Origin of the sequence: Variovorax sp. LG9.2 (assembly GCF_035018885.1) — a bacterium.
GTDB lineage: Bacteria > Pseudomonadota > Gammaproteobacteria > Burkholderiales > Burkholderiaceae_C > Variovorax.
Genome location: NZ_JASJXB010000011.1, coordinates 149,082 through 169,197 on the forward strand (window position 1 = coordinate 149,082; position 20,116 = coordinate 169,197).

24 protein-coding genes are annotated in these 20,116 nt (G+C 63.1%); 14 read left to right on the forward strand and 10 right to left on the reverse strand.

Annotation, left to right across the window (positions count from 1 at the left end; all coding sequences use genetic code 11):
• Window positions 1-3: 3 nt before the first annotated feature.
• Window positions 4-690 carry a YggS family pyridoxal phosphate-dependent enzyme gene (locus tag QN413_RS13900; RefSeq protein WP_323497208.1) on the reverse strand — a complete coding sequence of 229 codons (687 nt, stop codon included), beginning with the start codon at window positions 688-690 and terminating at the stop codon, window positions 4-6.
• 47 nt (window positions 691-737) lie between these two features.
• On the opposite strand from QN413_RS13900, the gene QN413_RS13905 reads away from it, so the two are divergent.
• From QN413_RS13905 to QN413_RS13915, 3 genes are read left to right on the forward strand one after another with little or no spacing between them, the layout of a single operon-like run.
• The gene (locus tag QN413_RS13905) at window positions 738-1,781 is read left to right on the forward strand and encodes a type IV pilus twitching motility protein PilT (protein WP_187054056.1); all 1,044 of its coding nucleotides are present in this window, start codon (window positions 738-740) and stop codon (window positions 1,779-1,781) included.
• 31 nt (window positions 1,782-1,812) lie between these two features.
• Window positions 1,813-2,949: a PilT/PilU family type 4a pilus ATPase gene (locus tag QN413_RS13910; RefSeq protein WP_187054055.1), complete on the forward strand. Its 1,137-nt coding sequence runs from the start codon at window positions 1,813-1,815 to the stop codon at window positions 2,947-2,949.
• 23 nt (window positions 2,950-2,972) lie between these two features.
• Window positions 2,973-3,896 carry an NAD(P)-dependent oxidoreductase gene (locus tag QN413_RS13915; protein ID WP_323497183.1) on the forward strand — a complete coding sequence of 308 codons (924 nt, stop codon included), beginning with the start codon at window positions 2,973-2,975 and terminating at the stop codon, window positions 3,894-3,896.
• A gap of 17 nt (window positions 3,897-3,913) precedes the next feature.
• Here the strand turns inward: QN413_RS13915 and QN413_RS13920 are convergent, their stop codons facing one another.
• Genes QN413_RS13920 through QN413_RS13930 form a run of 3 tightly spaced genes read right to left on the reverse strand, consistent with a single transcriptional unit; the run spans window position 3,914 to window position 5,709 of the window.
• Window positions 3,914-4,684 carry a BON domain-containing protein gene (locus QN413_RS13920; protein WP_323497184.1) on the reverse strand — a complete coding sequence of 257 codons (771 nt, stop codon included), beginning with the start codon at window positions 4,682-4,684 and terminating at the stop codon, window positions 3,914-3,916.
• Window positions 4,681-5,289, reverse strand: a complete 609-nt coding sequence (locus QN413_RS13925; RefSeq protein ID WP_323497185.1) for an SIS domain-containing protein — start codon at window positions 5,287-5,289, stop codon at window positions 4,681-4,683. The genes QN413_RS13920 and QN413_RS13925 overlap by 4 nt, the downstream gene beginning before the upstream one ends.
• Before the next feature lie 48 nt (window positions 5,290-5,337).
• Window positions 5,338-5,709 (reverse strand): YraN family protein, encoded by a 372-nt coding sequence (locus QN413_RS13930; protein ID WP_323497186.1) that lies wholly within the window; start codon window positions 5,707-5,709, stop codon window positions 5,338-5,340.
• 33 nt (window positions 5,710-5,742) lie between these two features.
• On the opposite strand from QN413_RS13930, the gene rsmI reads away from it, so the two are divergent.
• Window positions 5,743-6,729: a 16S rRNA (cytidine(1402)-2'-O)-methyltransferase gene (gene rsmI / locus QN413_RS13935; RefSeq protein ID WP_323497187.1), complete on the forward strand. Its 987-nt coding sequence runs from the start codon at window positions 5,743-5,745 to the stop codon at window positions 6,727-6,729.
• Here the strand turns inward: rsmI and QN413_RS13940 are convergent.
• Entirely contained in the window at window positions 6,726-7,448 is a 723-nt protein-coding gene (locus QN413_RS13940; protein WP_323497188.1) for a glutathione S-transferase, read from the reverse strand. The genes rsmI and QN413_RS13940 overlap by 4 nt on opposite strands.
• A 263-nt stretch (window positions 7,449-7,711) precedes the next feature.
• Here QN413_RS13940 and QN413_RS13945 point away from each other — a divergent pair, with 263 nt between their 5' ends.
• Window positions 7,712-7,891, forward strand: a complete 180-nt coding sequence (locus tag QN413_RS13945; protein ID WP_323497189.1) for a DUF2892 domain-containing protein — start codon at window positions 7,712-7,714, stop codon at window positions 7,889-7,891.
• 11 nt (window positions 7,892-7,902) lie between these two features.
• Here QN413_RS13945 and QN413_RS13950 read toward each other — a convergent pair whose 3' ends face one another.
• Genes QN413_RS13950 through QN413_RS13965 form a run of 4 tightly spaced genes read right to left on the reverse strand, consistent with a single transcriptional unit; the run spans window position 7,903 to window position 9,799 of the window.
• Window positions 7,903-8,583 (reverse strand): DUF599 domain-containing protein, encoded by a 681-nt coding sequence (locus QN413_RS13950; RefSeq protein WP_323497190.1) that lies wholly within the window; start codon window positions 8,581-8,583, stop codon window positions 7,903-7,905.
• Window positions 8,584-8,592: 9 nt separating this feature from the next.
• Window positions 8,593-9,030: a YeeE/YedE family protein gene (locus QN413_RS13955; RefSeq protein WP_323497191.1), complete on the reverse strand. Its 438-nt coding sequence runs from the start codon at window positions 9,028-9,030 to the stop codon at window positions 8,593-8,595.
• An 11-nt stretch (window positions 9,031-9,041) separates the two neighbouring features.
• Entirely contained in the window at window positions 9,042-9,476 is a 435-nt protein-coding gene (locus QN413_RS13960) for a YeeE/YedE family protein (RefSeq protein WP_323497192.1), read from the reverse strand.
• On the reverse strand, window positions 9,476-9,799 hold the full coding sequence (locus QN413_RS13965; protein ID WP_323497193.1) for an ArsR/SmtB family transcription factor: 324 nt from the start codon (window positions 9,797-9,799) through the stop codon (window positions 9,476-9,478). Before QN413_RS13965 ends, QN413_RS13960 begins: the two co-directional genes overlap by 1 nt.
• Before the next feature lie 113 nt (window positions 9,800-9,912).
• On the opposite strand from QN413_RS13965, the gene QN413_RS13970 reads away from it, so the two are divergent.
• Window positions 9,913-10,794 (forward strand): MBL fold metallo-hydrolase, encoded by an 882-nt coding sequence (locus tag QN413_RS13970; protein ID WP_323497194.1) that lies wholly within the window; start codon window positions 9,913-9,915, stop codon window positions 10,792-10,794.
• A 363-nt stretch (window positions 10,795-11,157) separates the two neighbouring features.
• Here QN413_RS13970 and senA read toward each other — a convergent pair whose 3' ends face one another.
• On the reverse strand, window positions 11,158-12,429 hold the full coding sequence (gene senA / locus QN413_RS13975) for a selenoneine synthase SenA (RefSeq protein ID WP_323497195.1): 1,272 nt from the start codon (window positions 12,427-12,429) through the stop codon (window positions 11,158-11,160).
• Between senA and senB the strand changes: the two genes are divergently transcribed.
• From senB to QN413_RS14020, 8 genes are all read left to right on the forward strand, one after another.
• Window positions 12,428-13,420, forward strand: coding sequence for a selenoneine biosynthesis selenosugar synthase SenB (senB, locus tag QN413_RS13980; protein ID WP_323497196.1), 993 nt, complete (start codon window positions 12,428-12,430; stop codon window positions 13,418-13,420). The two genes, senA and senB, sit on opposite strands and share 2 nt — an antisense overlap.
• 845 nt (window positions 13,421-14,265) lie before the next feature.
• Entirely contained in the window at window positions 14,266-14,703 is a 438-nt protein-coding gene (locus QN413_RS13990) for a hypothetical protein (RefSeq protein WP_323497197.1), read from the forward strand.
• Window positions 14,700-16,127, forward strand: coding sequence for a TolC family protein (locus QN413_RS13995; RefSeq protein WP_323497198.1), 1,428 nt, complete (start codon window positions 14,700-14,702; stop codon window positions 16,125-16,127). The genes QN413_RS13990 and QN413_RS13995 overlap by 4 nt, the downstream gene beginning before the upstream one ends.
• Window positions 16,128-16,162: 35 nt before the next feature.
• The gene (locus tag QN413_RS14000; protein WP_323497199.1) at window positions 16,163-17,578 is read left to right on the forward strand and encodes a copper oxidase; all 1,416 of its coding nucleotides are present in this window, start codon (window positions 16,163-16,165) and stop codon (window positions 17,576-17,578) included.
• Window positions 17,579-17,623: 45 nt separating this feature from the next.
• Window positions 17,624-18,130: a cupredoxin family protein gene (locus QN413_RS14005; protein WP_323497200.1), complete on the forward strand. Its 507-nt coding sequence runs from the start codon at window positions 17,624-17,626 to the stop codon at window positions 18,128-18,130.
• Window positions 18,131-18,208: 78 nt separating this feature from the next.
• A complete protein-coding gene (locus QN413_RS14010) occupies window positions 18,209-18,559 on the forward strand; it encodes a copper-binding protein (protein ID WP_323497209.1) in 351 nt (116 codons plus the stop codon).
• A gap of 92 nt (window positions 18,560-18,651) precedes the next feature.
• The gene (locus QN413_RS14015) at window positions 18,652-19,041 is read left to right on the forward strand and encodes a DUF305 domain-containing protein (protein WP_323497201.1); all 390 of its coding nucleotides are present in this window, start codon (window positions 18,652-18,654) and stop codon (window positions 19,039-19,041) included.
• A 72-nt stretch (window positions 19,042-19,113) separates the two neighbouring features.
• Window positions 19,114-20,116: HAD-IC family P-type ATPase (locus QN413_RS14020; protein ID WP_323497202.1), on the forward strand; the 1,003-nt coding region annotated here is incomplete at its 3' end.

Here is a 20,116-nt window from a genome sequence, read left to right on the forward strand (position 1 = left end):
CGGTCAGCGCCCGCCGAAGATGGCGGTGCCGACGCGCACCATCGTGCTGCCGGCAGCGATGGCGGCTTCCAGATCGGCGCTCATGCCCAGCGACAGCGTATCGAGCTCGATGCCCGCCGCGTTTATCCGGTCGAAAACTGCAGCCGCCGTCATGAAAAGCGCCCGCTGCGCGTCGAAGCCGGCCGCCGGTTCCGGGATCGCCATGAGCCCCCGCAGCCGCAACCGTGGCAACGCCGCAACATCCTGCGCAAGCGCCACCGCCTCCTCCGGCGACACACCCGACTTGTTGGCACCGCCATCGACATTGACCTGCAAACAGACCTGAAGCGGGGGCAAATCAGCCGGCCGCTGCTCGCTCAGGCGCTGGGCGATCTTCAGTCGGTCGACGCTGTGCACCCAGTCGAAATGCTCGGCCACCAGACGGGTCTTGTTGCTCTGGAGCGGGCCGATGCAGTGCCACTCAAGTTCGGCACGAAGGTCCGCCAAGGACTGGATCTTGCCCACACCCTCCTGAATGTAGTTTTCCCCAAAAGCGCGTTGACCTGCTCCATACGCATCGCGGACCGCCTCTGCTGGGAAGGTTTTCGATACCGCAAGCAAGCGCACGCTCGCCGGATCCCGTCCGGCGGCTGTGCAAGCCGTCACGATCCGGGAGGTAACTTGCTGGAGGTTGTCACAAATCATCGTCATAATCGTCAAAAGCGTATCAAAACGTCACCGACCCATTCGAGGACCCCGTGGACATTACCCAACTGCTGGCGTTCAGCGTCAAAAACAAGGCTTCGGACTTGCATCTCTCGTCCGGCTTGCCGCCGATGATCCGGGTGCATGGCGACGTGAGGCGCATCAATGTCGACGCGCTCGATCACAAGGCGGTGCACGCCATGGTGTACGACATCATGAGCGACACGCACCGCAAACACTACGAAGAATTTCTGGAAGTCGACTTCTCTTTCGAGATCGATGGCCTGGCCCGCTTTCGGGTGAATGCCTTCAACCAGTCGCGCGGCGCTGCGGCGGTATTCCGGACCATTCCTTCGAAGATCCTGTCGCTGGAGCAACTCAACGCGCCCAAGATCTTCGGCGAACTCGCATTGAAGCCGCGCGGCCTGGTGCTGGTGACAGGCCCGACCGGCTCGGGCAAATCGACCACGCTCGCCGCGATGGTCAATTACCTGAACGAAACCGAGTACGGCCACATCCTGACGGTAGAGGACCCGATCGAATTCGTCCACGAATCGAAAAAGTGCCTGATCAATCAGCGCGAAGTCGGGCCGATGACGCTGTCTTTCGCGGCCGCTCTGCGCTCTGCCCTGCGCGAAGATCCTGATGCGATTCTGGTTGGCGAAATGCGCGACCTGGAAACGATTCGCCTGGCCATGACGGCGGCTGAAACGGGCCATCTGGTGTTCGGCACTCTGCACACCTCGTCGGCGGCCAAGACCATCGACCGGATCATCGACGTGTTCCCGGGCGAAGAGAAAGACATGATCCGCGCCATGCTGTCGGAGTCGCTTCAAGCGGTGATTTCTCAGACGCTGTGCAAGACCAAGGACGGCCAGGGCCGCGTTGCGGCGCACGAGATCATGCTGGGCACGCCGGCCATTCGCAATCTGATCCGCGAGGGCAAGGTTGCGCAGATGTACTCGTCGATTCAAACTGGCAGCGGTCAGGGCATGCAGACGCTCGACCAGAACCTGACCGACCTGGTGCGCCGCAGCGTGATTTCATCCGCCGAGGCACGCGGCAAAGCCAAGATCCCCGAGAACTTCCCGGGCTGATTTTTTTTCTGGATTTCTCCGGAGCAGACACATGGAACGCGATCAGGCCAGCCAGTTCATCAACGAACTGCTCAAGCTCATGGTGAGCCGCAACGGCAGCGACTTGTTCATCACCGCCGACTTCCCGCCGGCCATCAAGGTCGACGGCAAAGTGACCAAGGTGTCGGGCCAGGCGCTCGGTTCGCAGCACACGCTGGCGCTCACCCGATCGGTCATGAACGACCGCCAGACGGCCGAGTTCGAGCGGACCAAGGAATGCAACTTCGCGATCTCGCCGACCGGTGTCGGGCGCTTTCGCGTCAACGCATTCGTGCAGCAGGGCAAGGTCGGCATGGTGATGCGGACCATTCCCGCCAAGCTTCCGACCATCGACGGCCTCGGTATGCCGCAGGTGCTCAAGGACGTGGCGATGACCAAGCGCGGCCTGACCATCCTGGTTGGCGCCACGGGCTCGGGCAAGTCGACCACGCTGGCCGCCATGATCGACTGGCGCAATGAAAATTCATACGGCCACATCGTGACTGTCGAAGACCCGGTCGAGTTCGTGCACCCGCACAAAAACTGCGTGGTAACGCAGCGCGAAGTGGGCATCGACACCGACAGCTGGGAGGCCGCTCTCAAGAACACGCTGCGCCAGGCGCCCGACGTCATTTTGATGGGCGAAATCCGCGATCGCGAGACGATGGAGCATGCCGTCGCATTCGCCGAAACCGGTCACCTTTGCATGGCGACGCTGCATGCCAACAGCGCCAACCAGGCGCTCGACCGCATCATCAATTTCTTTCCGGAAGAGCGCCGCAACCAGTTGTTGATGGACTTGTCCCTGAACCTGCGCTCCCTGGTGTCGCAGCGCCTGATTCCGACCGAAGACGGCCAGGGGCGCATCGCAGCGGTCGAGATTTTGCTCAACACGCCCCTGATCTCCGACATGATCTTCAAGGGCGAGGTCGGCGAGATCAAGGAGATCATGAAGAAGAGCCGCAACCTGGGCATGCAGACTTTCGACCAGGCGCTGTTCGATCTGTTCGAAAACAACGCGATCACTTTCGACGACGCCATTCGCAATGCCGATTCGGCGAACGACCTGCGTCTGCAGATCAAACTGAACAGCCGGCGCGCCAAGTCGCAAGATCTGTCTGCCGGCACCGAGCATTTCGCCATAGTCTGAGCTCGCGGCGCTAAGCTCGGGGCATGAGCAGCCTCAATACCAAAATCTATTCCCTCGTCCCTTCGCACAAGGTCGCTTTTCTCGGCCTGGGCGTGATGGGTTACCCAATGGCCGGGCACCTTGCTTTGGCGGGGCACAGTGTGACGGTTTACAACCGCACCGCCGCCAAGTCCGCTGCCTGGCAAAAGGAGATTGCTGCAGCGGGCGCGGTGGCCAAGCTCGGTCATGCGGCCACGCCGCGCGAAACCGTGGCCGATGCGGACATCGTTTTTTGCTGCGTAGGCAACGATGACGATCTGCGCTCGGTGGTGCTGGGTGCCGATGGCGCTTTTGCGGGCATGAAGAAGGGCTCGGTGTTCGTCGACCACACCACGGCCTCGGCCGATGTCGCGCGCGAGTTGTCCAAAGCTGGCCTGGCTCTGGGCCTGCAGTTCATCGATGCGCCGGTGTCGGGCGGGCAGGCGGGCGCTCAAAACGGCGCGCTGACCGTGATGTGCGGTGGCAACGCCGCCACGTTCGCACAGGTCAAGCCGGTGATCGACGCCTTCGCACGCGCGGTGACCCTGCTGGGTGAAAGCGGTGCGGGCCAGTTGGCGAAGATGGTCAATCAGATCTGCATCGCGGGACTCGTGCAGGGATTGTCGGAAGCCATCGCCTTCGGCCAGCGCGCCGGTCTCGACATGGAAGCGGTGCTCGGTGTCATCAGCAAGGGCGCAGCGCAGAGCTGGCAAATGGAAAACCGCGGCAAAACGATGATCGAGGGCAAGTTCGATTTCGGCTTCGCGGTCGACTGGATGCGCAAGGACCTGGGCCTGGTGTTCGACGAAGCCAAACGCAACGGCGCGCAGCTGCCGGTGACGCAACTGGTCGACAAGTTCTACGCCGAAGTGCAACAGGCCGGCGGCAAGCGCTGGGATACTTCCAGCCTTATCACCAGGCTGAAATAGGAACAGCGCTCGCTCTGCTAGCGAACCGGCGTGGTGCTGGCGCCGCCGCTCGGCGCAGGCAGCGGCTCCATCGGCGGCAGCGGGACGTTGGAGCGTGAGGTCGGGGCGGGCGACACGCTCGAGGGCGACGAGACCGGTGCCGGTGCGCTGTTGGCACGCGTCTGATTCGCCAGGTCCGCGTCGCTGACGATTTCGACCACACGCACCACGCGGTCGACCCCCGAAACACCGCGCGTGATATCGGTCGCGCGATCGGTCTCGCGGCGGGTCGCGATGCCCATGATGTAGACGGTGCCGCGCTCGGTCACGATCTTGAACGAGTTGGCGAAGATGTCCTTGGCGTCGAGCAACGATGCCTTCACCTTGCCGGTGATGTAGGTGTCGTTGGAACGCTGCGGGAACGAACTCGACGGGCCGACCACGAGTTCATTCACCACTGACCGCACGTTGTCGACGCGGCGCAAGACCTCTTCGGCGCGACGCTTGTCGGCCTCGCTGCCGACGGTACCGACCATCAGCACCTGCCGGTTGAAACTCACCAGCGTGACGTTCATGTCGTCGTTCGCGATCTCGCGGATGCGTGCGGCGCCGCGCAGTTCGATGCCCTGGTCGTCCAGCTGGGCGCCGGAGCTGCGGCGATCGGTCGCGACCAGGCCGGCACCAGCCGCCGCGGCTCCGCCGATGACCAGCGGCACGCAGCCGGAAAGGCCGGCCACCAAGGCGGCGCCCAGCGTGAGTGCGGCCATCGCCGTGGCGATGCTGCGGGTCGATGTCGTTGGAATCGTCATGTGGAACCTTCCTGTTCTCCGAGTAATTGGGCGTCCACTCCGTCGCACAGGCAATGCAGCGCGAGGAGGTGGACTTCGTGGATGCGTGCCGCGCGTTCGTGCGGCACCGTGACCTGTACGTCTGTTTCGCGCAATGCGCGGCCTATGGCGCCGCCACTGCCGGCCGCATGGCCCAACAGCGCAACGACGGTCATGTCGCGCGCATGCGCCGCCGTGACCGCCGCCAGCACCGCGGACGACTGGCCGCTGGCGCTGAGCACCAGCAACACGTCGCCGGCGTGGCCTAGCGCCCGCAGCTGGCGCGCAAAGCGGTCGCTGTCGATGGCGCCAGGCGTGTCGGCCGCCGGATCGGTGGCGTCACCGGGCAAGGCGATGGCGGCGAGCTCGGGTCGCTCGCGCTCGAACCGGCCGACGAAGTGCGCAGCGAACTGCGCTGCCAGCAGCCCCGACACGCCGGAGCCACAGGCCAGCACCTTGCCGCCGCTGGTCACGCAGGCCAGCAGCGCCTGCATCGCTTGCGAAATCGGTTTGCTGAGCGCCGGGCCCGCCTGGTATTTGAGGTCGGCGCTGTCGATGAAGTGCTGCTGTATCCGTTGCTCAAGCATTTGGGGTCGGATGATAGCGACAGGCACTGCAACAAATCGTTCGATCCATTAGTGACCCGCGTCGAAGGCGCCTTTCAGCCACTCGATTTTTTCCTCGACCAGCACCACATCGAACCGGCACGGCGGCAGTGTGCGCAGCCGGCTGAGGTAGTGGCGCGCGGCGAAGATGATGCGGCGCTGCTTGACGCCGGTGATGCTGCCGCCAGCGCCGCCATGCGTACCGCTCGCTCGCTGCCGCACCTCCACGAACACGAGTGTGCCGTCGCGTGGATCGCGCATGATCAAATCGATCTCGCCGCCGCCGCGACCCGGCGTTCGATAATTGCGGGCGACCGGTACCAGTCCGGCGTCCTGCAGGTGTTCGAGCGCGGCGTCTTCGGCTGCATCGCCACGCTGCTTGGTGGTTTTAGTTGTCGCCATCCCTGCGATCCTGTTGTTGTCCCGGAGAAACCATTGGCTTCAATCACCGCCGCGTCGTTCGGCGCAGCCCTCTCGGCCGCTGGCGATGCCGCGGGCAGACAGGATTATCCCCAGAGCACGCTCTACGTCGTCGCTACGCCGATCGGCAACCTGGCCGACATCACGTTGCGCGCGCTGCATGTTTTGCAGATGGTCGACGCTGTCGCCTGCGAAGACACTCGGCATACGCAAAGCTTGTTGCGGGCCTATGGCATCGACCGACCCGGCGGCCAGTTGCTCGCGCTGCACCAGCACAACGAAGCCGAAGGGGCGCAGGGCGTCATCGCACGCCTGTCTCAAGGCGAACGCATCGCGTATGTGAGCGACGCCGGCACGCCGGGCGTGAGCGATCCCGGCGCGCGGCTGGTGGCTGCCGTGCGCGCAGCCGGGCTTCGCGTGCTTCCCTTGCCGGGCGCGAGCGCCGTTACCACGCTGATCAGCGCTGCGGGTCTCGTCGCGGGTGGTGACGACAGCAGCGCTTTCGTCTTCGCGGGCTTTCTGCCAAGCAAGGCTGGCGAACGCGACACGGCCGTGCAAGCGCTCGCGTTGGAACCGCGCGCTGTCGTCTTGCTCGAAGCACCGCACCGCATCGAAGCCGTGGCCAGAGCGCTGACCGTGCTGGGCGACCGGCGGATCACTATCGGTCGTGAACTGACCAAGCAATTCGAAGAGATCGTTACCCTGGCTGCCAGCGAGCTACCGGCGTGGTTCACCGCGGGACGAGACCGCACGCGCGGGGAATTCGCACTCGCTTTGCATCCGATGACAGTCGCTGTCGATGATGGCGCGGAAGGCGAACGTGTGCTGCGACTGCTGCTCGAAGAGCTGCCGGTGAAGACCGCCGTGCGCCTCGCCGCGGAGATCAGCGGCGCGCCGCGCAATGCGCTCTACGACACTGCGCTGCGCATCCGCAAGGACGGGAGCAGGCGTGATGGCGACCACCACACGAACAGCGATCTCGACGACGAGCCGAGCGATTAGCCGTCAAGTTCCGGGTAGTGCCTGAAGATGCCCTCTTCGTTGAAGGCGATGCGGCGCGGACTCTGCAGATAGGCGTGCACCCGCTCGCGGCGACTCACATTGCCGTGAAGCTTGGAAACGAGAGGCGTGTCGGCCAGAACGCGTGCAGTGGCTTTGGGAAACGCATAGCGCAGACCGGCGACCAACTGGAACAGCGACAGGTCCGCGTAGGTGAGCGCACTGCCAACCAGATGCAGATCGCCAGCCGGATTGCGTTGCAAGATCTGCTCGAACCATCCCAGGAACTTCGGCATGCGCTCTTCCCGAAAGGCCTTGGCACGCTCCAAGGCGGCAGCACGCTGGTCTTCGTAATAGGCATCGACCGAGATCGGATGGTGCGTGTCGTGTGCCTCGGCCACCGCGTCGGCGATGGTCAATTGCAACTGATGCGTCCACAGCCCATCGACCTCGCCCGCGAGGCCGAGCCGCGACCCGAGGTATAGAAGGATGGCGGCGGTTTGCCCGACCACAACTTCGCCATCGACAAGGAACGGCGGCGCGAACGATGCGCGCGGATTCTTCGGATCTTGCAGGCTGCGCCCCAGCGCCGCTTCAACACCACCCTTCGCAGGCGATTGACGCGCGACGTCGACGTACTCGGCGCCGGCAGCTTCGAGCGCCAGTCGCACGAATTCACCGCGGCCCTGAATGGTCGGCCAGTAATGCAATCGATAAGCCATAAGCAATCTTCTCAGAACTTGCCTGCATGCATGCAGGCAAGCCGAGGGGACCGACGTTGTCAAAGGGGTGTGCGGTTCATCGGCGCAAAGCAACTTCCCGGCCAAAGAAAAACCCGCTCCCAAATAGATCGTGCGGGTTGAAACTTGGGCCTTGTTGGCCTCTGAAGTTCGACGCGGCCATCCGACAGCCTGATTTATTGATCCACATCACATGCCAGTCCAGCTCGCAGCGCCATGGTGATGATTGTCCAAAGGAACAATAAATGAAGCCCAACGTCGGCACCGCTGACCGCATCATGCGAATCGCAATTGGCCCGGGCTTGATCGCGGCCAGCGTACTCGGCACCATCGGCAAGGCTAATCATGGGCGGGGCCCTTCGCTGACGCAGGCAGCCCATGCCATCGCCGGGTTTGAAGAGTTCTCGCAGGTACCGCCTAACTGAGCGGCTGTCGATCAGTTGGAACGGATTCCCAAATACGCCGTGGAGTTGGGCGATCCGCTGGCGGCTACCTTGTCGAATCGGACCAGGACGAGGACTAAAACGGTCGCCGCGACCGGCCCTGCGAAGGGGTGGAGCAGGCAAGCAAGGATCGGGGCTACCAATATAAGGTGACGCAGACCCCAGCTATACAACAAGCCGGCGCGACGCACGTAGGCGATGCCGGCCTGATTCCAGCGCTTGCGCAATGCGGACTCCACCGGCATGCCGCTGATGAAACCCACATGGTTGTAGTAGCGAACAGCCATTGCCGAGCACACCAGTGAGGCGAACAGCAACGCAAGCAACAGGAGCTCGAGCACCAGCTTCGGAGTCAGGCTCGGCAGCATCGCCGCTTCATCCAGGCTCGCATGCAGTGAGGGTGCAGCAAGAGTGACAGTGCCGATCAATCCAAGCATCGCTGTCGATGCCGTCATGGTCGCCGACATCAGCGAGTTTCGCAGCGTCTGCACCGCGAGAATCTCCGAGCCAGGGTTCTGCGACACGGCAATGAACCAGTCTTCCCGCAGCGCCGCATGCGCGCTGCGTGCCATGCGCTCGGGGCGGCGTCGCTGCGCGACCATGAGCACCGTCTCGTACGCCATCAACACTGCGATGGTCACCAGAGTACTCAGCCAGGCGAGGACGGCGGACATCGCTCTGACTCAGGTGGGTCGAAGGCCGGCAGGCTGCTTGCGACGCTCGAGCAGTTCGAAGGCGCCCATGCCCACGAGCATCGCCGCTACGAAGACAAGCGCCTTGACCTCGCCCATTCCCAGTGCGACCAGACCGGGCCCAGGGCAGAAACCGGCGACACCCCATCCGATACCGAATACGACGCTGCCGATCAGCAGACGACTGTCGATGTCCCGCGCCGTGGGCAACTTCATCGGCGCACCGAGGAATGACACGGTGCGCTTGCTGGCCAGCGCGAACGCCAGCGCTCCGACGGCAATCGCGCCCGCCATCACAAAAGCCAGCGAAGGGTCCCAGGCGCCACCCAGGTCCAGGAAGCCCAGCACCTTGGCCGGATTAGCCATGCCAGACACGATGAGGCCAAGTCCGAAGACGAGGCCGGCCAGCAACGATGTAAAAACGGTCATTCAATGTCTCCTCAGTTGCCAAGCCAATGGCGGATGATGAACACGGTCGCGAAGCCAGCGACCATGAAGGCCCCAGTGGCGACCATCGATCTCGGCGACAAACGCGCCAACCCGCACACGCCATGTCCACTGGTGCAACCCGACCCGTACCGAGTGCCCACACCCACCAGCAGGCCGGCGATCACCAAAGCACCAAAAGACGCATCGATTCGGGGTTTGGGAAGCGCCGCGACCAACTCATAGACCCAGGGCGCACCCACGAGGCCCAGCACGAATGCGGCACGCCAGGCCAGGTCGCCCTTGTTCGGCTTGAACAGCCCGCCGATGACGCCACTGATACCGGCGATGCGGCCGTTCAGCAGCACGAACATCGCCGCGGCCAGACCTATGAGCATCCCACCGGCCAAGGTGGACCAGGGGGTGAATTCATTCCAGGCGATGGACATCATTGTTCCTTGGGACAGTAGAGCCGGTAGAGCACGGCCAGGATCTCGAGCAGGTTTGGGTCGGCGACGCTGTAGAAAATGTTCTTGCCCTGACGGCGCGTGCTGACGACCCCCTCTGTGCGCAGCACGCCGAGCTGCTGTGAAAGCGTTGGTTGACGGATCTCCAGATGTTCTTCGAGTTCACTGACGCACATCTCGCCTTGCGCAAGCTGGCACAGCAGCAGCATGCGCTCGACGTTGGCCAGCAGCTTGAGGGCGCTGACAGCCTCGTCTGCGGCATGGCGGAGGACTTCGGGATCGATGACGGTTTTCGGGCGTTTCATGGAGCGTCAGTGCAGCAGTATGTTGAGCGGACAGCAGGTCAATCGGTTCTCTTCATTATATTTATATATATACTATACTTCAATAGATCGAAAACCAAAAATCGGAGTTCACTATGAACGCTCGAATCACGACACAAGCCTTCTTCGACCCGAAGACCTGGACAGTGAGCTATGTTGTGTGGGACCCCGCCACGCAGCGCGCCGCGGTCATCGACCCGGTGCTCGACTACGACTTCAAATCGGGCCACACCAGCACCACCTCGGCGGATCAGGTGCTGGCCTATGTCGTCGAACACGCGCTTCATGTCGACTGGATTCTCGAGACCCACGCGCACGCGGACCATTTGTCCGGTGCGCGCTACCTGCAGCAGCGCGTCGGTGGCCGCATCGCCATCGGCGAAAACATTCGGACGGTGCAGGCCACCTTCAAGAAGCTCTACAACCTGGAGCGCAGCTTCCTTCCCGACGGTAGCCAGTTCGACCACCTGTTCAAAGACGGTGAAACGTTCCGGATCGGCGAGGCCGAGGCCACGGCGATGCTGGTGCCCGGTCATACCCCGGCCGACATGGCCTACCTCATCGACGATTCAGTCTTCGTCGGCGACACGCTTTTCATGCCTGACGTCGGCAGCGCTCGCGCCGATTTCCCCGGCGGGGAAGCACACCAGCTGTACCGCTCGATGCACCGCCTTCTGGCCCTGCCTCCCGAGACGACGATGTATGTCTGTCATGACTACCCGCCGGCTTCGCGGCCTGCCCGCTGGCAAACGACGGTGGCCGAGCAGAAAGCCCTGAACATCCATGTGCGCGACGGCATCACCGAAGACGAGTTCGTCGCGATGCGGCAGGCACGCGACGCCACGCTAGAAGTGCCGACGCTCATCTTGCCGTCGATCCAGGTGAATGTTCGCGCTGGGCACCTGCCTCCGGCGGACGAAAACGGTGTGTCTTACCTGCGCATCCCGCTGAACACGTTGCCCATCCACGGCCGATAAGTGTCTCAAGCGGCGGGTGGGCCTATCCGGGCATCTGGGAGCATCGTGACGATGGATGCACTTTTCATGAACTCGCAGCCGCCCGAGACGGACCAGACTCTTCGAGTTGCCAAGCAGCGACGTCAGCCGCTGAATCAACGGGTTCCCTGCAGTCATTGGGATCCAGTGGAGCAACAGCGCGCGGCGCAATCAACGCTCTTAATCGAGGAGTCTGTATTTCATCGCACCTTAAGTGCGCCGCCATCGTCGCGCTCACCCTACCCTCAATGAATTCCCACCCTGCTGACACGTCGCGCCAAACCGAGGTCACGCGGCAAGGGTCCGACGTCATGCCCTTCAGGTAGAAGTCGACGACCCACGCCTTCACCAAGACCGCTGGGGGCAGCTGCGAAACCCCGCGAACACATCGCTGCGGTCCGCTGGAAAGAAGTTGCGGTAGCTTGGATGCTTCATGTGCTGCACAGTCGCGAACGATCCTCCGCGCAGCACCGACCGGCCATCGAACCATGGCTGCGAATAGTCGCGGTAGGGGTGCGGGACGAACCCCGAATACGGTTTAAACGGACTCGCAGTCCACTCCCAAACCTCACCCCATTCGAAGACTTCTCCCTGCTCAACAGCCAGTTTCGCAGCGGTTTCCCATTCGGCCTCGGTTGGCAAGCGGCGGCCAGCCCAACGGCACCACGCTTCGGCCTCATGGGCCGTGATTTGCACGGCCGGTGCCAACGGATCGATAGGTAACCAACGACCGAACCGAGATCGCTCCCATCCACCGTGCCCGCGCCGCAGATGCAGCGGATGCGTTGCACCGCTGTGCCGCCGCCAATCGCGACCGGCCGGCGTCCAGGTCCTGTCATCTGTGTAGCCGCCGCCGTCGACGAAGGCGAGGAAAGCGTCCCATTTCACCGTCGCCCGGTCGATGCTGAACGCAGACACTTCGATGTTTGCAGCGCACAGTTCGTTATCAAAAGCGAAGCCGGCGTTGTCCACTCCGACATGTCGCAGCCCGCCCGGAATGTCCCACGAACCCGAGGCGACCGCCCGGCGCGGCGCGCGACCCGTCATGCCAGGGCCAAGATCGATGCCAAGCCGCTGCGCCATGAAGTGCCATGCTTCCCGATGCATGTCTTCATGGAACAGGACGAGCCGAAAGAAGTACAGGTCTTCTTCCTTGGTGCTGCAAGCGCGGAGCAACGTCAGTGTGGCCTCACGCACTGCCGTTAGATAGCTGCGCGTGGCCGCAGGGTCGGGCAGCGCAAGTTGCCAGCGCAGGCCATGCGCGACGTTCGACGAGTCATAGAGCGCATCGGCGCGCGGCAGCACTGATGTGCGTCGTGGTGCGAAAGGATCGCAAGCTATCCCGAAGCCGCGCTCCGTGTTGCGCGACAACCAGAACTCTTCGAACCAGCCGATGTGCCCCAACTCCCAAAGCGGCAAATTCACAGCAGTATCCTGTGCAATTCGAAGGCCATTGGGTCCGAGCCCCCTTTCGAAACCGTCGAACAAGCTCAACAACTGGGTACGGCCTCGGGTGAGCGCCGCCTCGATCTCAGCGGGTCCGGCCTTGCGCATCGCCTCTGCGCTCGTGGATGTCATGGTGTCGCCCAGGTTGTGCACCGGTATAACCTCGTTCATGGTTCGCCCTTCTCTTTGCATCGTGACGCCCGCGCTGGCCAGTTCCAACAACGGCAACTGGCAAACAGCTTTGCGATGGTCAAAGATGTTGCGCGAACATTATCGAATTGCGCTGGTCGATCACTGGGACGGCACGCCGGCCGACGTCATGATTGCGCTGCATGCGCGACGTTCGGCGGCCTCGATCGAGCGCTGGTGCGGCACTCAACCGCACCAGCCCTTGGCAGTGGTACTGACGGGCACGGACCTGTACCGGGACATCCAGTTCGATGCGAGCGCACAGCGCTCACTGGCGCTGGCCGACCGGCTGGTGGTGCTGCACGAGCGCGCAGTCGACGACCTGCCGGTGCTGTACCGCGACAAAGCCACTGCCTGCTTCCAGTCGACCCGCTCGCTGGCACCGCTTCGCAAGCCACATCGGCATTTGCGTGCGCTGATGGTGGGTCACTTGCGCGCGGAGAAGGCGCCACAGACGTACTTCGCCGCAGCTCGTCGACTCGTTGATCGTCCGGACATCCTGCTGGACCACATCGGCGCCGCGCTGGACCCGGCGTGGAGTATCGAAGCGAAATCGGCGCAGCAAGCATGTCCAGCCTACCGTTGGCTTGGACCCCTGCCGCATGCCGACGCACGCCGCCGCATCCAGGCAGCCCATGTACTGGTGCATCCGAGCGTGATCGAAGGCGGTGCTCACGTGGTGATGGAGGCGGTGTGCAGCGGAACGCCGGTGCTCGCCAGCCGGATCGCGGGAAACATCGGAATGTTGGGGGAGGACTACGGTGGCTATTTCGAACTGGGCGACTCCGAGGCCCTTGCCGCATTGCTGCAACGCTGTCGCGACGAGCCGGCAATGCTCGATCGTCTTGCTGCGCAGTGCGCGTCGCGCGCCCCTCTGTTTGAACCCGCCCTTGAGCAAGCGACCTTGCTCGCCTTGCTATGCGCAATGATCGGCAGCAAGACGTCCGGCAAGAATACGGGGCCATATCGATAGCCCCAACACCTTCAATTCGCAAAGCGCGTTTACTCCGCGGGCGCAAGCGCCCCTGCGACGTCCCGTCTTCTTTCTTGAAGATTGGATAGGCGTCGTTCGGTGCCTGCACGGGCATCACGATCACGTTCACGACGATTTTGAAAGAGGCTCGCACAGCCATCGGCACGTGCATACACCGCTCCTGCACAAGCACGCGCACGTGCCGGACGCGCACCATCGGCACGAGCACTGACGCTCCGTGGCTCATGCGATCTAAGTTCGACTCAAAAATCGCTTGACCTTGTCATAGTGTCAACGTTCATACTTCACAAAATGTCGTTTGTTCGAAAACTGCTGCTTTGGGCTGTGATGCTCGCGGTGCCCTTTCAAGGCTATGCGGCTGCGACCATGCAATTCTGCGCAGCAGGCGAAGTACCGGCGATGGCAGCAACAGTTTTCGAGCCAGTCGTACCGCACGAACACGTTAAACCGCAGTCACACGCGCACGACAGCCGACATGTGGATTCGGCGTCTGACGTCGAGAGCACGCCACATCATCACGATCAGGCTTCAGGGGACGCCGATACGGCCCACAAGTGCGGAACCTGCGGGGCATGCCACTCGGTTGCACTTGTTGGCACCACGCCCGTCGTGATTGCACCTGCCTTGCCACCTGCGGCAATGGCAGAACCGTTTTCTGCGGTGGCGTCGTTGACGCCCCGCGTCCTCGACAAACCTCCTCGCGTTTAACGCGTTCGTTTGTCCGTGACGTCGCGTCACGGGATCTGCGAACGCTCATGCATCGCCTGCGTCGTGCCCTTTCCGGCAGCACTGACGCACTCCGTTCATGAACTTGCGAGGACGCCATGTTCCATTCATCGTCAGCCCGTCGGCTGGCAGCATTCCGTTTTCTCGCCGCGGCTGCCATGGCAGCTTCGGCAACTTTCACCGCCGTTGGCGCTGTGGCTCAGCCTTCGCCTGCCGGCTCCAGTGCGCCGACAACCTCGACGCCGCCTGTCCTCACCTACAAGTCCGCGCTCGAGGGTTATCAGCCCTTTGATGACGGAAAGCCCATTCCCTGGAAAGAGGCCAACGAGACGGTCTACCGCCGTGGCGGCTGGCAGGCCTATGCCAAAGAAGCGTCTGGCTCGGGCAACGCCGGGGCCGAATCGCCCAAGAGCGGCGCCGCGTTACCCGCTTCGCCGCCAAGCCATTCGATGCCCATGCCAGGCATGCCCGGCATGCCCGGCATGCCCGGCATGCCCGGCATGTCGGGTGCGCCCGCGAAGAAGGACAAGCCATGAAACGCGCCTTGCGTTTGACGGCCATCGCCCTCGCGGCCGCTTTCCTGGCCGGCTGCGCCTCGGTAGGTATCGACGACGCCCTGAAGGACACGAACGCCAACGCGCACCAGTTCACCGGCGGCAAGCTCGAACTCAGCCGGACCCAGGAGCAGCGTGACCGCCGCGCGGCGCTGTCTCAGGACTTGCTCGCCAAGCCGCTGTCGCAAAGCGATGCGGTGCAGCTCGCACTGGCCAACAGTCCGTCGGTCCAGGCCCTGATTGCCCAGAGCTGGGGCGACATCGCCGCGGCCAACCAGACCAGCCGGCTGCCCAACCCGATTTTCAAGTTCGAGCGGATGCGCCTGAACAGCGAACTCGAGCTCGGACGGCTGCTGTCCTTCGGCCTGGTGGACCTCATCCTGCTGCCGCAGCGCCTGTCGATTTCGAAGGGTCAGGCCAACCAGGCCAAGGTGCAGTTGACCGGGGCCGTTGTCGACCAGGTCACGCAGGTCAAGCAGGCCTGGGTCCGCGCGGTTGCTGCCCAGCAGTCGCTGCAGTACGCCGAGCAGGTCAACAAGTCGGCCCAGGCCAGCGCCGAACTCGCGCGCCGAATGCAACTCATTGGGAACTTCAGCAAGCTCCAGCGGGCACGCCAACAGGTGTTTTACGCAGACGCGACCACCCAACTCGCCCTGGCGCAGCAGGCCACCACTGCGGCCCGCGAGGAACTGGTTCGCATCCTGGGTCTGGACGACGAACAAGCCGCCAAGTTGGCCTTGCCCGAACGTCTTCCCGATCTGCCCAAGACACCTCGCGAGGCGAAGGAAGTCGCGGCCACCGCCACCGAGCAACGCCTCGATGTCCAGCTTGCCCGTGCCCAGCTGGACGTGGCGGGACGATCGCAAGGCCTCAACCTGCTGTCGACTTTCGTCGACGTGGAAGTGGGTGGTCGCCGCGACACGGTCTTCGACAACGCGCAAGGCACCAAGAGCACACGGCGCGGCTTCGAGCTCGACATCCGACTGCCGCTCTTCGACTGGGGTTCGGCTCAACGCGACGCATTGAACGCGCAGTCGCTGGCTGCGGCCAACCGCTACGACGCCACCGTGCGCGGCGCCTCTTCGCAATTGCGCGAGGGGTACTCTGCCTACCGCACGGCTTACGACATCGCGCGGCACTACCGAGACGAAATCGTGCCCTTGCGTCAGGCGATGGCGGATGAAAACGTGCTTCGCTACAACGGCATGCTGATCGGCGTCTTCGAGCTGCTTGCTGAAGCACGCGACCAGATTTCCAGCGTGACCAACGCGATCAACGCCCAGCAGCAGTTCTGGCTGGCCGACGCCGCGCTCGCGGCTTCGGTGATCGGCAAGCCGACCTCCATGGGCGCCTCGATGGCCAGTGCGAGTGGCGAAGGCGCATCCGCTGGCGGCGCTGCTCATTGAGCGCACTGCTTCGCTCTCTAACCGAATTGAACGACATGACAAACAGACGCAATTTCTTGAGCGGTGCAGGTGCCATCACGAGCGCCTTTGCAGCGGCAGGCGTGAGCAAGGTGGCGATGGCGGCCTTGCCTGAGCCCGTGTTCCAAACCACACCCGACACCATGGCACCGCTGATGCCAACGACCGGACGCCCCTACAACCCCGTGGTCACGCTCAACGGCTGGACATTGCCCTGGCGCATGAACAACGGCGTCAAGGAGTTCCACCTGGTGGCCGAGCCTGTGGTGCGCGAGATGGCCCCCGGATTCAAGGCCAACCTTTGGGGGTACAACGGCCAGTCGCCTGGACCGACCATCGAAGTGGTGGAAGGCGACCGGGTGCGGATCTTCGTGACCAACAAGCTGCCCGAGCACACGAGCGTGCACTGGCATGGGCAGCGCTTGCCCAACGGCATGGACGGTGTCGCGGGGTTGACCCAACCGCCGATCCGCCCGGGCAAGACCTTCGTCTACGAATTCGTGGCGCGCCGCCCCGGCACCTTCATGTACCACCCGCATGCGGACGAAATGACGCAGATGGCGATGGGAATGATGGGCTTCTGGGTCACGCACCCCAAGGCCGAGCATCCGCTGATCGAGAAGGTCGACCGCGACTTCGTGTTCCTGCTCAACGCCTACGACGTCGAGCCGGGGAGCGCAACGCCCAAGATCATGACGATGCTGGACTTCAATCTGTGGTCCTGGAACAGCCGGATCTTCCCGGGTATCGATTCGCTCAACGTCCGGCACAACGACAAGGTTCGCATCCGCGTCGGCAATCTGACGATGACGAACCACCCGATGCACCTGCATGGCCATGAGTTCGAAGTCACGGGAACCGATGGCGGCCCGACACCGAAGAGTGCGCGCTGGCCCGAGGTGACGACGGACGTGGCCGTCGGCCAGATGCGCCAGTTCGAGTTCCTCGCCAACGAAGAAGGCGACTGGGCCTTTCACTGCCACAAGAGCCATCACACGATGAACGCGATGGGCCACGAGGTGCCCACGATGATCGGACTGGACCACAAGGACGTGGCCAAACAGATCTCGAACCTGATCCCCGACTACATGGTCATGGGCGAGCGCGGCATGGCCGACATGGCAGAGATGGAAATGCCGATCCCGGACAACACCGCGCGAATGATGACAGGCGAAGGCCCGTTCGGCTCGGTCGAGATGGGCGGCATGTTCAGCGTGGTCAAGGTGCGAAAAAACCAGAAGGCTGGCGACTACGCCAACCCTGGCTGGTTCAAACACCCCAAGGGCACCGTCGCCTACGAACTGGATGGGCCGCCGCCGGAGACCCCGCGCCAGCGCGGCGCCGGCGCGGCCGCGATGCCGGCGCAAAACATGCCGGCCAAGAACATCGAAGTCCAGATCCGGAAGCCTGCTGGCGGCCATTCTGGCCACTGACTTTTTTCACTTCCCTCAGACCTTCCGACCGCTCAAAGGCAAACCATGAAACACATCTTCCGCGACACCGCTTTCGCAGCAACGCTCGCTCTGGCCGCGGCCGGCGCTTCAGCCTCGGGCAACCACACCGGGGGTCACAGTCACGATGCCGACGACGCGATCGGCAAGCCCGGGGTGGCTACCAAGTCGACACGCACGATCAACGTCAACATGGCCGACAACATGCGCTTCACACCGGCCGACATCAGCGTCAAGCAAGGCGAGACTGTGCGCTTTGTCATCAAGAATTCCGGCCAGATCAAGCACGAGCTCGTGCTCGGCACGGAGAAGGAGCTCAGGGAGCATTCCGAGGTGATGAAGAAGAACCCCGAGATGGAACACGCCGACGCGAACATGCTCACGTTGGCGCCTGGCAAGAGCGGCGAGATCGTCTGGCAGTTCACCAAGGCCGGAGAGGTGGACTTCGCGTGCCTGCAGCCGGGTCATTACGACGCAGGCATGAAGGGCACCGTGAACGTCTCACATACGCCGGGCAAGACTGTCAGCAAGTAAGCACAACGTCCGGGTCTGTTGTCCTGCTGCTGCGGACCCTTTCATCCCAACAATCAATTGATGCTCAAGGAACTCAAAATGCAAAAACTTCGTCTTGCACTCGTCACATCCGCAGCCGCGATGCTTTTCTCGGGGCTGGCTGCTGCGCAGTCGGCCGCACCCTCTCAGGCCCCGGTGCAAGGAACAGCTGCTGCCGCCGCGACGTCCGAAATGTCCGATGGCGAGATCCGCAAGGTCGACAAGGATGGCAAGAAGCTGACCATCAAGCACGGTCCACTCAAGAACCTCGACATGCCGGGTATGACGATGGTTTTCAGCGTCAAGGACGAAGCCGTGCTGGACCAGGTGCAGTCCGGCGAGAAGGTCCGCTTCCTCGCAGAAAAGGTCGACGGAAAAATTACCGTCACCAAGATTGAGGCGGCCCGCTGAAATCTCGCTCGCTGCCAACGCCTGCAAAGCCGCGCCGCTGCATACCTTGCAACGGCGCACTGAAATCCAATCGACCCACCAAGGACAACGTTATGAACAATCCCCACCGCAAACTCACCTTGTCGCTCTGTTTCTCTGCGGCGCTCGTGCTGACTTCAGTCGGTGTTGCGCAGGCCCAGCCAGCACCTGCTGCAGCGCCCATGTCGAAGGACCACATGCAGCACGCAGGTGCCGGGTCGGCCGACATGAAGCAATCCATGATGTCCGGCATGGACGGGATGCAGAAGATGCAGATGTCGGGCGACACCGACAAGGACTTCGCCACGATGATGAAGATGCACCATCAGCAGGCTGTGGAGATGGCGCAGATGGAACTGGCACACGGCAAGTCGCCTGAAATGAAGGTCATGTCCAGGAAGATCATCGCCGCGCAGAAAAAGGAAATCGCCGAGTTCGACCGCTGGCTTGCGAAGCAAAAGTAATCCTGCTGCCGGCGTAGCGGCCAAGTACGGGGTGGCGATTTTGCGCATCTCGATCCATTGAGGAGAGAAGAGATGAACGATCCAGAACTTGAGCACATCGGCGAAGCCAACTTCGGTGAAGCGGCGAGCAAGGCCACGACGCCTGTTCAAGAGCCAACGGTTGTCGGGGCAGACACGATCTACACCTGCCCCATGCATCCGGAGATCCGTCAGAACCATCCGGGCAACTGCCCCAAGTGCGGCATGACGCTTGAGCCCGAAACCCCGACGCTGGACGAGGGCGAGAATCCCGAGCTGGTCGACTTCACCCGTCGATTCATCTGGACGCTCCCGCTGACCATCGTCGTGACCGTGCTGGCCATGGCGGGCCACCGCCTGCAGTGGTTCGAGATGGCGACGCAGAGCTGGATCGAATTCGCGCTCAGCGTGCCGATCGTGCTGTGGGCCGGTTGGCCGTTCTTCGTGCGAGCTGTGCAGTCCGTGGTCAATCGCAGCCCCAACATGTGGACACTCATCGGACTCGGCACTTCGGCGGCCTTCATCTACAGCGTCGTGGCCACCGTGGCGCCGGGCGTGTTTCCATCGGCCTTCGTGTCGATGGGCCGCGTCGCGGTCTACTTCGAAGCGGCTGCCGTCATCATCTCGCTGACCCTGCTCGGCCAGATCCTCGAACTCAAGGCGCGCTCGCAGACCTCGGCGGCCATCAAGTCCCTGCTCGGCCTCGCGCCCAAGACCGCGCGCCGCATCGATGCCGCGGGGGCTGAAGAAGACATCCCGCTGGCTCACGTCCACGTCGGCGACACGCTGCGCGTGCGGCCCGGCGAGAAGGTGCCGGTCGACGGCGTCGTGATCGAAGGGTCGAGCGCGGTGGACGAATCGATGCTGACAGGAGAACCGCTGCCGGTGACCAAGCGGCCCGGCGACAAGCTGATCGGCGCAACGCTCAACACCAACGGCGCGATCGTGATGCGCTCCGAGCGCGTCGGGTCGCAGACCGTGCTGGCCAGCATCGTGCAGATGGTGTTGCAGGCACAACGCTCCAGGGCGCCGATGCAGCGCATGGCGGATCAGGTCG